Raw genomic sequence first — 14,269 nt, 5'->3', positions numbered from 1 at the left:
CGCTGCAGCGATCGCGGTCGGCGCGAAGTCGAACCCGGTGGTGCGATATCCCAGCGAGGCAAGATACTCGGCGTCAGCTCCGTAGCCACACCCGACGACCAGTGCCTCGCGGCCACCCCCGGCCAGGTTCTGCGCCTCAGCCCACGCCACCAGCTGTGGACGAGGGGCGCCGTAGTCCCAGGGCGGCTTGGCCCCGCCTNCCGGCGTACATCCCCTCGAACATGCCGAATGGCTCGCTCGTCACCGCTCGAGACTACCGACCATGTTGTTTCAAGGCACCAGTACAGCCAGAGAGGAGGCATGAGGGACTGATCCACCAATCGGTGTCGACTCGTGAATGTTCCATACCGCCGCGAGTGCGCGGCGGACTGTGCGAACCGCCACAGGAACGCGCATTGGGTGCTGCCGGACGGCAGCCCACATTCGCTGCTCAGCGGCTTGGGGCGAGCCAGGGGTGTGCCATCCAGGGCGTTGCGGAAGGCCACCAGCGAGTCGAAGACCTGCATCACGCCGGCTTCTTGGAGTTCACCGACCGAGAAGCCGCCGGTGCGTACGCCGAGGGTAGGGATGTTGAGTTTCGCTGCCGCCTGTGCGTCGTAGATCGAGTCGCCCACCATGATGCCGCTTGCGCCCTTCACCTTGGCCAGCGCCGCCGCCACGATGTCCGGCTCAGGCTTGCTCTTCTGCACGTCGTCGGAAGTGGTCCAGGCATCGGCGAGGGACTTGCCGTCGATGAGGTCGAGGAAGGCTTCTACGTGCTCGGTCTTGCCCGAGCTGGCGAGAACAAGGCGGAAGCCGCGCTCCTTGACTTCGGCCAGCAGCTCGTGCGCGCCTTCGAAGGGTTGAATCTCACCGACGAGCTGGTCGAACTCCTCGGCCCACGCGTCGCGCAGGTCGTCCCCGTGCGCTTCCTCGACGTCTCGGCCCGCGATCGCGGAGACGAACAGGTCACCACCCATCCCGATGCCGCGGTGGATGCGCCACATCGGCCGGGTGATGTCATGACGGCGGAAGGCACGGAACCAGGCCAAGGCGTGCTGGTAGTTGGTGTCCACGAGGGTTCCGTCGACGTCGAAGATCGCCGTGTCTGCCATGGCCTCTTCCTACCCCGGCTGAGCGCTGCCACACCCGGTGGGTGGTTCCTACGAACCGAAGTCTCAGCCTTCGGCGTTACGCCGATCCGGTCTCTGGCCTCAGAGGTTGAGCATTCCGACGGGGGCAGAGCGGGGCTACGGTCAAAACATGAGCATCACAGACATCGGCCCCCGTCCCCAGGCGTTCGACCTCGAGACCGAAACGCTTGAGAACCCGAACTACCGCACCGTGGCCTGGAGCGGCACGTACCTGCAGGTCACCCTCATGTCGATTCCGGTCAACGGCGACATCGGACTGGAAAAGCACCCTGACACCGACCAGTTCATTCGACTCGACCGCGGCCGGGGTCGCGCCCAGATGGGCCCCGCCAAGGACGAACTGACTTTCGACCAAGAGGTCACCGATGGCTGGTGCGTCCTCGTTCCTGCCGGGAGCTGGCACAACGTCACCAACATCGGCGATGAGCCGATGCAGGTCTACACCGTCTACGCACCTCAACACCACAAGCCTGGCAAGGTGCACCAGACCAAGACGGTCGCCGACACCGACACCGACGACGAACCCGCCGAATGGTCTGTTCAACCACGCGCGGCGGCGGACGAGCACGCCTAGCCTGAGCTGCCGCGATGGGCGGATCTTTCCGCCGCCTCTGCACGTCACGCAGCGAGCTGCCCACTTGTGCAGCGCCCCATACGGCGTCTCGCCTGCGGCTGTAGAGGCGGGGATCTCCCCGCACCCGGCCCCGTCGCGCACCTGCGTGCTGCTGCATACTGCGAGCCATGCACCCGCGCCCGGCGACCGATCCCCAACCACGGGCGACGACCGCGGTCGTGATAGCCGCGGAGTCGAGGCACCGGTCCGGCGCACTCCAGCCGACAGTATTGCGGCGGGTAGGCGGCGTGACTCTGCTCGACCGCACGGTCAAGGTTCTGCGCGAGGCAGGATTGACCCGGATCGTGGTGGTGGCCGGCCACCGGAGCGAGGACGTGGCGGCGACCATCTCCTCCCATGGCCTCCCGGTCGAATTGATAGTCAACCCGGACTGGCAGCAGGGCACGTCGACCTCGGTGCTGGCTGGCCTCCAGCAGGTCGACGAGGAGCGGTGCCTGGTCGTCATGGGCGACCACGTGTTCGAGGCCGACGACGTACGGCGATTGATGGCCGCACCGGGTCGCAACGTGCTGGCCGTCGACCGTGACCCCCAGCGCCAGGTGGGTGGCCTGGGAGGGGTGGCGCCCGTCCGGGTGCGGACCGCGGCCGACGGCCGACTGCTCGAGCTGGCAGCCGACCTGAAGGAGTATGCCGCGGTCGACGCCGGCCTCAGCTGCGTCCACGTCGCCGACGTCATGGCCGTGATCGCCGACGCACCGGCGATGCCGTGGGCCACCGTGCGGCGGCGGATGCTTGACGACGGATTCGAGATGACCACCTGCGACTTCACCGGGCTCTGGGCGGCCGTCGATACACCCGATGGAGTGCGGGCCCTGGAACGGGTGATGTGGCGCCGGTACGGCCCCAAGCCGACCGACCAGATCATCGCCCGAACCGTCAACCGGCGGATCTCGGGACCCCTGACCCGCCAACTGCTGCGGACCGGACTCAGCCCGCATATGGCCACGTTGCTGGCCTTCGCCACCACGCTTCTCGCGTCCGGCCTGATTGCGGTCGGCGACCGGTGGGCGATGGCCGCGGGCGGGCTCGGCGTCCTGCTCGGCTCCGCCCTTGACGGCGTCGACGGGGAGCTCGCGCGAGTCAGCGGTCGGGCCTCGCGCCGCGGCGCCGCGCTCGACACGCTGCTGGACCGCTATGCCGACCTCGCCGTCGTGGTCGGCCTGGTCATCGGCGCCGGCCACACCGAGACCGCCTGGGCCTGGGGGTTCGCCGCCGGGTGCGGCTGCCTGCTGATCTCCTACGTCCACGCGGTGGGTCGAGACACCGAGGTGCGGTTGCTCTTCCGGCGCGAGGTCCGGTTGCTGGTCTTCGCTCTGGCGGCGATCAGCGGCCTACCTCTTTGGGGGCTGGCGGTCGTCGCCGTCGCGGCCAACCTCGACACGGCGCGCGGCGTGGTGCTCCTCCTGCGCGCGATGCACACCTGACAGCGTCGACCTCAAGGGCGGACTTGGACGTGTGTGTATCCGTCGAGAGTCAGAGCAGGTTCCCTGGCTACGGCAGACTCGGGTCGCCTGTTGAGAAGGGCGTCGGCGTGATGCCCATTCCGCGGTGTGTCGAGGTCCAGTCAGAACTTGTCGGTAGCGCGCAGCCCCTTCGGACGACCGTCGGGGTCGAAGAGGAACCGGTACGCCGGATCGGCCCACAATCGGACAGCCCGGCGTACCGGCGTGAGGACGTGGGGCCGGATGCGGGCGCCTGGCTCTGCGGCACGCCCCGCCCAGAGGCTCGTGGCGTGATCCACGTCGAGGAGCCGAGGGTCGTCCGGAGGTATACCGAGGTGCTCGGCCCACAATGTCGCACGGAACTCGCGCGGCAGGCGGCCTTCGGTGTCAACGACGGCGCAGGTGACTTCGGAGTCGTGGGTCCAGGAGCGCAGGTTGAGGTTGTCGGACCCGCAAGTCATCCATTCGTCGTCGACGATGCAGACCTTCGCGTGCACGTAGACGGGCGTGCCTACGGCGTTCTGGAGGTCATACATGGCGAACCGCGCTCCGCCCACCTCGTGGAGTAGGTCCTTGGCACGTTGCTGGCCAAGGCGCGTCGGTGTGCCGCTCGTCGCGTTGTCCTGTTCGGGGAACCGCGGGACCACGGCGATCACCTGGAGTGCGGGTTCGCGGCGGAGAGCGTCGGCGAGCGTGCTGGTCACGACTGAGGACCAGAAGTACTGGTCCTCGACATAGATGAGGCGTCGCGCGCGGGCAAAGGCGTGTTCGTAGGCCTGGGCGATCGTCCGTTCGCCATCCGGGGCGAACGGAAAGGGTGGTCGCTTCGCGGGATAGGTGCGTACGACCTGCACCAGGTGCGGACCGCAATCGGGTGGGGGGTCCCAGCGTTCCGGCAGGGGCTCTGGGTGCCTCGGCATCCGGGCTGCCTTCTGGATCAGCGCGCGGTACGGGTTGCGATGATCCAGCGGCGTGGGGTCGTCCCAGCGCTCGGAGAAGACGTCGAGCACATGGCTGACCGCAGGACCACGTATCTCCAGGGCGGCGTCGTGCCAGGGTGGGTGCGGACCGTAGCGGTCGTCGAGTGGAGCCGGCTGCGGATCGCCCAGATGCTCGGTGTCGTCTCGCCGCTCGTGACACAGGTCGATCCCGCCGACGAAGGCCACGTCCTCATGCGAGCGACCCTGACGGCGCACGACGAACAGCTTCTGGTGGTGCGACCCGCCACGACGTACCCGCTCGTCGAAGAGCGCTTCGCCACCCGCCTCGTTGATGACTGCGCCGAGATGGCGGTTCTCCTGCGCGTTGAAGCGAATCTTGTCGCTGTGCGAGCGCCACAGGAGAGCGCGCACCTCGACACCACGGCTGGCGGCGTCGGTCAGCAGGTCGCCGATCGTCGGGCCACCTTCCGCCAGCAGCTCGTCGGCGTCGCCTCGCCAGTCGGTGAAGAAGATCCGGTCCCCTTCGCGCGTGGCCACGACGACCTCGACCAGACGCGCGAAGTATTCGGCGCCGTGCACGCGCGGCACCACGAGGTTCCCGGCCGTCCACGGGCGATCCCGCTCCGGCAGGAACCAGTCGCTCATCCCTACAGGCTGCCACCCAGACTCCGTGCGAACCAGCGCCGAGATCGGGCCCGCGCAAGCTCCTCTCATCCGAGATGGCGCGATGTCTGACGCGTGTCATATCGCCGCCTGTTGGCCGCCACGGACCGCCCTCTCATGCCGATGAGCGGACGGCTGCACAGGCCGTGTGGGATTGTGTGGCCGTGGACGAGGGCCAAAGCACCTACGGGTTGCCGACGGCCGTGCTGATGACCGCGAGTTCCCTTCTGCTCGTCGCCAGTTGCTCGCTGCTTCGTGGTGACCCCGTCCAAGAACAGTGGCAGGAACGGTCGGCGCTGCCCAGTTGCGGCGAGTTCACGCTTGAGGTGGGTGAACGACTAGAAGCGAGCAGCCGAGCCGAGGTGGCATGCCTTGCTGATGCATGGGCAGCCGGTGATGGTGCAGAACTGCTCGTTCGCTACGGCACTGTTGAAGGCGACCCCATCACGGAGTACTACCGCGTCGTTCCGGGGGGCGGAGCGGAAGTGTTCATCGACGCGACGCAAGACAAGTTCGGCAGCCAACGCTGGGAGTTCAGTCGCTGCGACACCCCAACCTCTGCCCTGGACGTGAGCTGCTAGCGCGAGCCAACGACCGCTCATGCCGCGGAGAGTGGAGTTGCATTGTGCCGATGCGCGCTGGCGCTATGGCTCGGCACGTCGCCGTCCCTCGAACTTCTCGAGCACCCGCGTTGCCCAAACGACCAAGCCCAGCCAGACGACCATCCCCGCGAAGACGCCGATACCCATCCCGATTGCCGGGTCACCTGTCAACAGCCACCCGAGTAAGCCACCCACTGCTGCGCCCCCGACGCAGATCGCAAAGGCGTAACCGTGGTAACTCCCGTACGTCGCCGTGACGACCCACCAGTCTCTCTGGCCGCCGGTCATCGTTGAGACACTCGACGGCCTCGGCCTCGGCCTCGACATCGCGCCCGTCTCAGGACGGACCGTTCGGGCTGTGCATCACCCGGGCGGCGTGCAGGCGCGCATGCGCGATCGCGTCGGACGTTGTAGCGAACAGGTGCCTCTCGTGGGCGAGGTGGCCGTAGACGCCGAGCTCGTGCAGCACCCGCTCGTGCTGCGGCTGGACCCCCGACAACAACACGGTCACGTGGCGCCTCTCGAGGCGGCTGATCGTGTCGGCCAGGATACTGGCGCCCGTGGCGTCGATGGCCGTCACGCGGGACATTCTGAGCACCACGACGCGCACGGTCGTGACCTCGGCGAGCTCCAGCAGGAAGTCGTGGGCGGCGGCGAAGAAGAGTGGGCCGTCGATCCGGTAGGCGATGATGTGCTCGTCGAGCAGCCGGCGCTCCTCATCGGTGTGGTCACCCTCGTCCAGGGGGACCTCCTCCACCCGCGCCGCCCGGGCCGCCTGCTGCAGTGCGAAGAAGCCCGCCACCACCAGGCCGACCAGCACGGCGGTGACGAGGTCGAAGATGACCGTCGCCAAGGCCGTGAGCACGAGGACGACGCAGTCTCCGCGAGTGGATCGCAGGAGTGCGTGCAGGCTGGACACCTTGACCATCTGGACCGCGGTGGCAATGAGCACGCCAGCGAGTGCGGCCAACGGGATCTGGGCGACCCAGCGGGCGGCGACGAGGATGACGAAGAGCAGTACGAGGGCGTGCGTGAGCGACGCCAGCCGGGATGTCGCGCCGGAGCGGACGTTGACGGCGGTGCGCGCGATGGCCGCAGTGGCCGGGATCCCGCCGAACAGCGGTGATGCGAGGTTGGCCAGTCCTTGGCCGAAGAGCTCGCGATTGGGATCGTGTCGTCGCCCGACGCTCATGCCGTCGGCGACGGTGGCGGAGAGCAGGCTCTCGAGGGCTGCCAGCGCGGCGACCGCGATGGCGGGCAGGACCAGCGCGCCCAGGTCACCCAGGGGCACGCCCGGCAGCGACGGCACGGGCAGGTTCGACGGGATGCTGCCGATGGGTGTGACCCGCCAGCCGAGGACGGCGTTCCCGACCGTGGCGCCGACCACCGCGATGAGCGAACCGGGGAGCGAGGGCCGGATCCGTGACAGCAGGAGGACGACCATCCCGACACCGGCGGCCACGAGCAGCGGTGCCCACACCGGGGACCTGGCCCACTCGGCGATGGCGTGTGCGGCCACGACGAGCACCTTGTCCGCGTCGACTCGCACGCCGAGAGCGGACGGGACCTGTTGGAGGGCGATGATGACGGCGATGCCGAGGGTGAAGCCCTCGACCACCGGGATGGGCACGTACCGGATGAAGCGCCCGGCACCGAGGTAGCCGAGCCCGATGAGGACTGCTCCAGCGAGCAGGCCGACCACCAGAACCCCGTCGGCTCCGTGGGTGGCAACAATGGGGACGAGGACGACAGTCATGGCGCCGGTCGGGCCACTGACCTGGACCCGGCTCCCACCGAACACCGCCGCGACGGCCCCCGCGACGATGGCGGTGACCAACCCGGCGCTTGCGCCCAGTCCCGAGTTGGCACCGAAACCGAGGGCCAGCGGCAGGGCCACCAGTCCGACCATGAGGCCCGCGGTCAGGTCACGCCCCGGTCGCACGCCCGACCAGTCCGCCTTGCGTGGAAATAGCTGGCCCGACCTGGCCGAGAACTGGCGCAAGGTTGTCGTGAGAGACGCCGGCCCCCCGGGGTCCGGGGCGCTCACGGACGGGTGGACGGAGAAAGTTCGGCCTCCAGCGCGCCCTGTGACGCGATGACGCCGGAGAGGATGCGGCGAGCCGCCAGGAGCAGGTCTCGAACCTCCGGCACGCTGATCGAGTAGACGACCTCCCCAGCGCGCCGGAGAGACACGACCAGACCCGCCCGGCGCAGGACGGCCAGCTGCTGGCTGAGGTTGCTGGGCTCGATCACGATCAGCTCGAGCAGCTCGTGCACAGCGTGGTCACGCTCGGAGAGCAATTCCAGGATGCGGATCCGCGCGGGGTGACCAAGTGTCTTGAAGAACTCTGCCTTCGCTTGGTACAGCGGAACGCTCATCGAGCCTGCCCCTCATTTCCGATCGTCGCGAACTGGCGCCTTCAGGCGTCCACATGAAGGTTACATCAATTGCTAACTTCTTCATGCAATGTCGCGCCCACGCATCTGGCCACGGTGCGGATGCGCGGCTTGAGCCGGCGACGGGTGTGGACGGCGCCTGGAGGCCGCCCCCCACAGGGGGTCGTTTCCTCAGGTCAGTTGGGTGCCGAAGGCGGGACTTGAACCAGTAGGAATGCTGCTCAGATGCCTGACCAGCGACACACAGTATGGCTCAATATGGGCCCACATCGGCGTAGCCGTGGACATGTGCACGCGCTGGCACCGGCGCCATCGCTTGGTGCAGGAACCAAGCCGCGCATCCCGCTGCCGCCTCGCGGCTTTCGCCCAGAAGGACACTTCTCCGCTGTGCCCAACTGCGTCGACGTCGGTGAGCCCAACGAAGTCTGGATGCCCCCCGTCCAGTACACCAAAGGCACATCTTATGCCGTCCACCTGCCGGTACGTGCCAATGCCGCTGCTAGACAATGGAATTGGCTTCCGATTTCCGCCTAGCGGCCTCGGCTCGCTAGGAGTTGAGGTAGTCCTCGTACCTAGCGGCTTCTCGCATTAGCTCGTCGTCGGTAACAAACGAGTCGTCAGGGAGGAGGTAGGGGCGATCTCTGCTCACTCCGTCAGTGCAGAGAACGTCGTCGTGCCAGTCGTTGTTCATCGTGGGGTCATACGAGCAGACCCACGTAGCCGGCATGTCGTGGTCGTCATACCTGTCCGGGTACTCGTCCGAAAGATCTGGAGTCGGGTCGGGAGGGTCGTAGTGACCCTGGCCACTGCTAGGAGGGGTGTACCGGAAGGCGTCCACCATCGGCCCGATCATCACGAACCAGACCATCGCCGCGACGACCGCAACCACGATCGCGCCGCCGAAGAGGGCCGCGAAGAATCCACCCCATTCCACGCCTTCGCGATCGCGATCGGAGACGCCCATGCTCCGCAGGCTACGGGTCGGCATGGCTAGGTGGTGTCGGTTCGGCGTATCAGGACAACCGTGTTAGTCAAAGTTGTCTAGGAAGGGCCGGACCAACCGTGCCTGATCCAGAGCACCCGGGCGAGACTCATAGCCACACCCGGTCCGGACGGCGTTCAGATCCGGTCGGTCACCGGGCGCAGGTGGCCCCGCGCCGTGTGCTTGACCGGCCGTCGCACCGCTCCCCACGCGGGCAGGGTGGGCGGGAAGTCGTCGGCCAGCAGACCCGCAGCCGGTGCCTTTTCGTCGCCGTGGTTGTGCGCGACGAACTCCACGACGGCACGCTCCCGGGTGCTGGGACCGACTGAGCCGGTCAGCCGAAGGCATCGGTGCATGGCGGGCAGGTGTGGCCGCAACCACTCGCGGCGAAGAGGGACCACCGAGCGAGGTCGCGGGGGTGGTGATCCGCTCCCACACCGAAGACGTGGCAGCGCCGCGCCCATCCCGTCGGGAGACCTCGATCGCGGCCATGTTCACCGAGCCGACGCCGCAGAGCAGGCAGCCCCGGCTCGGGCAGGCCAGCGCCACCGGCGGCTTCTGCGGCAAGCCCGAGCCCGACGACCTCGGCCTGCTGCTGCCCCGCATGTATGCCGCCGGGGCTGGCGTCCGGTTCCGCAGCCCCTCGCCCTGACCCGCGACCTGTGGCTCTCTGGCTCCGTTGGCTGCTCCCCCCCGACCCACCCTCCCGAGGGGTGGAGACTCTGGGCGACTAGTTCGTGCCGCTCTTTCACTGCGGAACGAGAAGGCCCAGGCAGGTATCGATGCACGTGTCCAAGGGACGTCACTCTGGGAGAAACTCAGAAGCCAAACAGTTTACCGAGCGCTGAAAAGACGGCGTCGAACGTCTTTGCAATCGGAGTGCTGGGTCCGTCAGCGCTGGACTTCTGCCAGAAGAACGGGTGGAGGCCAAGGAACTCGTCGTCGACCAGTGGGGTTGTGCGCCGCAGGTACGGCCAGAACACTTCGGTCCGATTGACACCTACGGTCAAGCGAGAGTCGAACCCCATCACCAGGTTCTGTTCCATCCTGGTGGACCCGCCCCCGGGGTTGGTCGCCACAACATCTCCGCTGCCCTGAACGATCAGACTGCCGGTGCCAACGAACATGATGTAGCGCACCTGCCACGTCGCCAAGGCTTGGATGCCCCACCGCCAGCGCGTCTGCAACTCCGGCGCACCGATGACGCCCACAACGTGCTTCGGATGCATCACGAGCCCCGGGTGGTCCTTGAAGTCGATGCGCATCAGGTACGAGTTGGGGTCATCGGGCGTTGCCAGCGTCGCCGAGCTGCCGCGCTCGTCGCCGATGATCCGGCTCAGTCCGTGAAGCCCGGCCGCGAAGCTGATGAACGGCGACGTCCAGTCGTACAGAAGTTGGCTGCGTATCTTTCCTTGCACCGGACGGACGTGCTCCGACCTCGCGGACAACATTTCACCGGCGCCAAGCTTGATCGTCAGGGTCCGCTGCGCATCCGTGGTGCGAAGGTCGGCAGCCGCGTTCTCAGACCCCGCTGCCAGATGGATTGGCGCGTGCATCCGCTTCACCATCGGCATCAGCAGGAAGTAGCTGACGATTCGCAGGGCTACGGGCAGGACTAGTGCGAGCAGCGCAATGCCTGCCAGCCACTTCCACGACTCGGCCCACCGGTTTACCACCCATCCCAGACCGGATGCCTGGGCTTTCTTCAAGCTCTCCTCTTCGGCCTTCTTCTGGACCAGCTCCGATTCCTCGTTGTCGATCTCTCTCTCAACCGGTGCCTGGTCTGCGCCGCCACCGAGTTGACTGAGCTTTTCCTGATTGGTCAGGTCAGGGTCGCGAAGGACAGCGGCGTCCTTCTCAGCCTGGCCCAGGCTTCGTTCGAGGGTGTCCAGTGCTTCGTCCGCCTTCTTGACCGCCATTTCAGCGGTTTCACACGCGCTGCCGGGTGTCACCAAATCAATGAGATCGCGAACAAAGCCGCAGACGTCTTGCTGATCGTCACGCAGACGCTCGATTTCCGCCCTCTTCTCGGTGACGTTGCGGCGCCCCTTCTCGATCTCAGCGTTGATCTCTTGCTCAAGAGACGCGATCGCTGTGCTCTGGCCTTGCGCGGCTGCGCTCTTCAGTTGCGCCAGGTTCTCCTCAAGAGCCGCTCGCTCCTCAGCCACCTGTTGCAGTCGATCCCGGTCCGCAACGGCTTCCCGGAGGCTTGGGATGACGGCTTGCATGACCAGAGAGACGAGAAACAAGGACAGCACCAGCGCCACAAGCAGACCCAACTTCCTCAGCACGAAGCCGAGAACTGACGACATCAGACGCATGCGCGCGATCCTAGGCCCCGCGGCTCCGCCGGCACTCGCTCACGCCACTCGACCGCAGATGAAAACAACCGCCGACCTCTTGCACGAGCGGTGCGCGCCTCGCCCGCGCCCAACCACTCCGATGCGCGGAGGTCGAGGTGTTCCGCGCGCCGATGTGTACGACTCGGCGAGGTGGGATCCGCTGGTGCAGTTGCGGTGGATTACCTCAGCCACGCTGTTGGTCACCAATTCTCCTGAGGCGGACGGGGCCGAATGTAGAACAACCCTCACAGAGCTGGGCGGTGACACCCAGCTGACGTTCAGGTCGTCTTGGTGGCCACGCGGCGGACCGCGTCGATGAGGCGCTGTGCTTCGATGGCTGTCGGACCCAACTCAAACGCGTGTTGGTGACATGCATTCGACAAGCCGGCCCAGGAGTACTCTGCGTCGTCTACGAGGAGGGGATCGTCGCTGTATGCGACCTCGAAACAGGTAAGCAGGCTTCGCATCGCCCCCGATCCCGGTGGCCGGCCCTTGACGGCAAGGCGAGCGCGTACCGCCTCCTCCAAGGCGGCTCGCGCGATCCAGCAGGCCATCCGGTTCCGTGCCGAAGAGGCGCCATCGAGGACCGCCTGTGCTTGATCGAGCAGAGCTACCGCGGCCACTACTTGATACCCATCCTGAGGTCCTTCACCAGGTTCTCCACGGCGCGGCACGCGTCGGTGGCGGTGGCTGCGTCCTTCAGCCCATCGTGCATGGCTGTGGTCGCGACACCCAGACCGAACTTGCGGTATCCCCGCACCAGCCAAGGATCGAGACTGCGGACCTCGTCGTATAGGGCGAGGCTCACCCGCTGACGAGTGGCGTGAGCGCTTGACCATGCCTCCTCGACGTTCGCCAGAGTCTCGCCGCGAGACAAACGCCTCTCGAAGAGGGCGTCTCGCGCAGCCGACTCAATAGCGAATCGAAGCATCCCAGGAAGGGTTCGGCGCATGGACTCTTCGGGTAGCCCTTCGTCCTGCGTCAACGCGTAAGCGTCGTTCAAGTACCGCTGGGCGGGGTCGATGCTGGTGGCGATTCGAACTGATGAGCCCGTGCCGCGTGAAAGTTCGAGGATTCGAGCACCTACCCGAGCTCGACGAGCGGCGGCAGGAAGGCGATCATCGTGCGACAGCACGATGACCTGTCGGGACTTCGCCAACCGTGCGAGAAGCTGCAGCAGCCCGTCCACTTTGGCCGGGTCCATCGCTTGCACTGGGTCGTCCAAGATGACAAAGCGGAACGGCGATTCGGGCAATGACGCCCTCGGCAAGAAGAGGGCCAAGGCGAGCGCGTGAAGCTCGCCCTGGCTCATCACTGCCAGCGCGCCCGCATCCTTGCCGTCGACAGTGGACTCTATGCTGACACGGCGCCTGGTTGCGCTGCCTTCCAACGTGAGGGTGCCGAGGTCGACGTTGCTTTCCTGCCGCATTAGCGCCCAGGCTTCGCGGGCGCCATCGCTGATCGGTGCCAGGCGCTCGTTCTTCAGGCGAATGTCGTTGGCCTTTAGCCACTTCACGGCTGTAGCCAATTCGTCGACGATCCCCTTCGTCGACATCCACCGGTCCCAGTCATCGCAGAAGGCGACGGCCCGTGTAGCGATCGGGGTCCAGACGTCATGACGTGATTGGAGTTCCGCAGTGACGGCCGCTCGCAGTGTCGCCAATGCCGCGTCGAAGGGCGGCCAGTGCCGTTGCAGGTGATCTGCGACATCCAGGTCATCGTCTGGGGCTGCAGCCCAGGCGTCCCAGGCGTCACGGGCGGTACGTACGACGGCGTTGAGTTCGGGCATGGGCGAACTGTCCAAGGCGGCTGGGCGTGGCGTCAGCAGACGGTGTGCGTTCGTACGGGCCCGTCCGAGGCCGTCACGCGCGGACTGAAGCTCCGCCATGTGACGCGATCGTCGGCTGATGTCTTGGCGGGCTGACTCGGCCCAAGCGTGATCAAGATGGGCGCCAGCGCAGACAGGACAGATCATGTCACCGAACTGTTCGTGCACTCGTACTGCTTGGCGGCGGACATCCAGCCTGGCGGCGTCGCGCGCTAGCTCGGCCTCTCCTGCCTTCGCCATGTCCGCGACGGCTCGTCTCAGTGCCTCGGATGCTTGGATCGCGTCGGCCTGCGCCGGTGCTCGCAAGCTTTCGAGCACCCGCAGGTGACTAAGTGGGCCGCCGTCGGTGAGGACCAAGCCCATGACGAGGGCCCTGATCGCGGTCGTGTCGGGGTGCGTCTTCAGCAGGAGTGCCGAGAGCGTCGCGGCTCGCTCGTCGTCGATGACCGTCGCGTCTGAGTGCAGTGATTTACGGCTAGCTGCCAGTGCGTCCCCCGGCGCTTTCAGCGTTTTGTGCTGAGTCTCGAGACGGCGGATGCCATCGGCGATCTGTTCGACGCCTAGGGCTCGGGAGAGTGCGTCGTACAGCGCGCTGGGCACGGCTTCCAGCATGCCGCCGAGCTCGTCGTAAGACATCATCGGCCGGAAGGTTTCCAATGCGCCCGACCAGCCCAGAGCGCCCGTTCCCACCAAGCGTTTTTGGCCGGGGCGCTGGACCCAGGACGATACGGCGCCGACGTCGGTCGTTGTTTCGGGCCACAAGCACTCGATGGTCGTTACGCCCTGACCCTCTTCAGCGACCTTGACAAGAATTCGTGATCTTGTCGCATGGTGCAGGTTGCGCCATTGCTCCTTCCACTGCACCGACTTGTTCTTCCATCGATAGGTAGAGCCAGTGAGTGCTACCTCAAACGCCTCGGCCAAGCTCGACTTCCCTGATCCATTCCGCCCCGCGATGATTGTCAGGCCCGGTTGGGGGGAGAACTCGACTACAGCGGGAGCACCGATTCCGCGAAACCCCTCGACCTCAATCGACTTCACAAAGATCCCGACCGTGGGTGCTGCGGGAACGGATCGGGTGTCCTCAAATACCTGTGGCGTGGAGGTCTCGCCGGTAAGTGCCTCAACCAGGGCGCCATCGCTCTCCAAGGCGGCCAAAACGAGCAACCCGGCCTCGGTCGACAGCGCCGTATCAGCATCGATTCGATCAGCCACAAGGCCAGCGAGATCCTGGGTCATAACGCGCACAGTATCTGCGCCAGTCTCAAACACACGTGATCCGCACTGGCCATGCCATCTTGGTGG

General features: G+C 66.4%; 13 protein-coding genes. 4 read left to right on the top strand and 9 right to left on the bottom strand.

Features of this window, described 5'->3' with window-relative positions; all coding sequences use genetic code 11:
- Both ASG95_RS22400 and ASG95_RS20855 read right to left on the bottom strand, forming a co-directional pair.
- The coding region (locus ASG95_RS22400; RefSeq protein ID WP_200961968.1) for a methyltransferase domain-containing protein at positions 1-150 on the bottom strand (150 nt) is incomplete at its 3' end.
- Positions 151-200: 50 nt separating this feature from the next.
- Positions 201-1,094 (bottom strand): HAD family hydrolase (locus tag ASG95_RS20855; protein WP_157582468.1); only part of this gene is annotated, 894 nt, incomplete at its 3' end.
- A 148-nt stretch (positions 1,095-1,242) separates the two neighbouring features.
- On the opposite strand from ASG95_RS20855, the gene ASG95_RS09955 reads away from it, so the two are divergent.
- Together ASG95_RS09955 and ASG95_RS09950 are read left to right on the top strand one after the other, a co-directional pair.
- Entirely contained in the window at positions 1,243-1,707 is a 465-nt protein-coding gene (locus ASG95_RS09955; RefSeq protein WP_057377350.1) for a cupin domain-containing protein, read from the top strand.
- 167 nt (positions 1,708-1,874) lie between these two features.
- A complete protein-coding gene (locus tag ASG95_RS09950; RefSeq protein WP_082592471.1) occupies positions 1,875-3,191 on the top strand; it encodes an NTP transferase domain-containing protein in 1,317 nt (438 codons plus the stop codon).
- Between the two features lie 140 nt (positions 3,192-3,331).
- Here ASG95_RS09950 and ASG95_RS09945 read toward each other — a convergent pair whose 3' ends face one another.
- Positions 3,332-4,795, bottom strand: coding sequence for a phospholipase D-like domain-containing protein (locus ASG95_RS09945; protein WP_057377348.1), 1,464 nt, complete (start codon positions 4,793-4,795; stop codon positions 3,332-3,334).
- A 182-nt stretch (positions 4,796-4,977) separates the two neighbouring features.
- On the opposite strand from ASG95_RS09945, the gene ASG95_RS09940 reads away from it, so the two are divergent.
- Positions 4,978-5,394 carry a hypothetical protein gene (locus ASG95_RS09940; RefSeq protein ID WP_157581912.1) on the top strand — a complete coding sequence of 139 codons (417 nt, stop codon included), beginning with the start codon at positions 4,978-4,980 and terminating at the stop codon, positions 5,392-5,394.
- 358 nt (positions 5,395-5,752) lie between these two features.
- On the opposite strand, the gene ASG95_RS09930 is transcribed toward ASG95_RS09940, so the two are convergent.
- The 4 genes from ASG95_RS09930 to ASG95_RS09915 form a co-directional block, all read right to left on the bottom strand.
- Entirely contained in the window at positions 5,753-7,357 is a 1,605-nt protein-coding gene (locus ASG95_RS09930; RefSeq protein ID WP_235543718.1) for a SulP family inorganic anion transporter, read from the bottom strand.
- A gap of 101 nt (positions 7,358-7,458) precedes the next feature.
- Positions 7,459-7,794, bottom strand: coding sequence for a helix-turn-helix transcriptional regulator (locus tag ASG95_RS09925; RefSeq protein WP_057377344.1), 336 nt, complete (start codon positions 7,792-7,794; stop codon positions 7,459-7,461).
- Between the two features lie 565 nt (positions 7,795-8,359).
- Positions 8,360-8,776 (bottom strand): hypothetical protein, encoded by a 417-nt coding sequence (locus tag ASG95_RS09920; RefSeq protein ID WP_157581910.1) that lies wholly within the window; start codon positions 8,774-8,776, stop codon positions 8,360-8,362.
- Positions 8,777-8,931: 155 nt separating this feature from the next.
- A complete protein-coding gene (locus ASG95_RS09915) occupies positions 8,932-9,090 on the bottom strand; it encodes a hypothetical protein (protein ID WP_157581907.1) in 159 nt (52 codons plus the stop codon).
- 71 nt (positions 9,091-9,161) lie between these two features.
- Here ASG95_RS09915 and ASG95_RS09910 point away from each other — a divergent pair, with 71 nt between their 5' ends.
- On the top strand, positions 9,162-9,446 hold the full coding sequence (locus ASG95_RS09910; RefSeq protein ID WP_157581904.1) for a hypothetical protein: 285 nt from the start codon (positions 9,162-9,164) through the stop codon (positions 9,444-9,446).
- 166 nt (positions 9,447-9,612) lie between these two features.
- Here ASG95_RS09910 and ASG95_RS09905 read toward each other — a convergent pair whose 3' ends face one another.
- Entirely contained in the window at positions 9,613-11,115 is a 1,503-nt protein-coding gene (locus ASG95_RS09905) for a hypothetical protein (protein ID WP_057377340.1), read from the bottom strand.
- Positions 11,116-11,758: 643 nt separating this feature from the next.
- Positions 11,759-14,203 carry an AAA family ATPase gene (locus tag ASG95_RS09895; RefSeq protein ID WP_057377339.1) on the bottom strand — a complete coding sequence of 815 codons (2,445 nt, stop codon included), beginning with the start codon at positions 14,201-14,203 and terminating at the stop codon, positions 11,759-11,761.
- Positions 14,204-14,269 lie beyond the last annotated feature (66 nt).

Source organism: Phycicoccus sp. Soil803 (assembly GCF_001429685.1).
Lineage (GTDB): Bacteria > Actinomycetota > Actinomycetes > Actinomycetales > Dermatophilaceae > Pedococcus.
Note: the sequence above shows the minus strand (reverse complement) of the source record. Positions and strands in the feature narration are given on the sequence as shown.

Coding starts and splice junctions, on each gene's coding strand:
- ASG95_RS09955 (WP_057377350.1), top strand. CDS start 1,243: ATGAGCATCACAGACATCGGCCCCCGTCCCCAGGCGTTCGACCTCGAG.
- ASG95_RS09950 (WP_082592471.1), top strand. CDS start 1,875: ATGCACCCGCGCCCGGCGACCGATCCCCAACCACGGGCGACGACCGCG.
- ASG95_RS09945 (WP_057377348.1), bottom strand. CDS start 4,795: ATGAGCGACTGGTTCCTGCCGGAGCGGGATCGCCCGTGGACGGCCGGG.
- ASG95_RS09925 (WP_057377344.1), bottom strand. CDS start 7,794: ATGAGCGTTCCGCTGTACCAAGCGAAGGCAGAGTTCTTCAAGACACTT.
- ASG95_RS09920 (WP_157581910.1), bottom strand. CDS start 8,776: ATGGGCGTCTCCGATCGCGATCGCGAAGGCGTGGAATGGGGTGGATTC.
- ASG95_RS09905 (WP_057377340.1), bottom strand. CDS start 11,115: ATGCGTCTGATGTCGTCAGTTCTCGGCTTCGTGCTGAGGAAGTTGGGT.
- ASG95_RS09895 (WP_057377339.1), bottom strand. CDS start 14,203: ATGACCCAGGATCTCGCTGGCCTTGTGGCTGATCGAATCGATGCTGAT.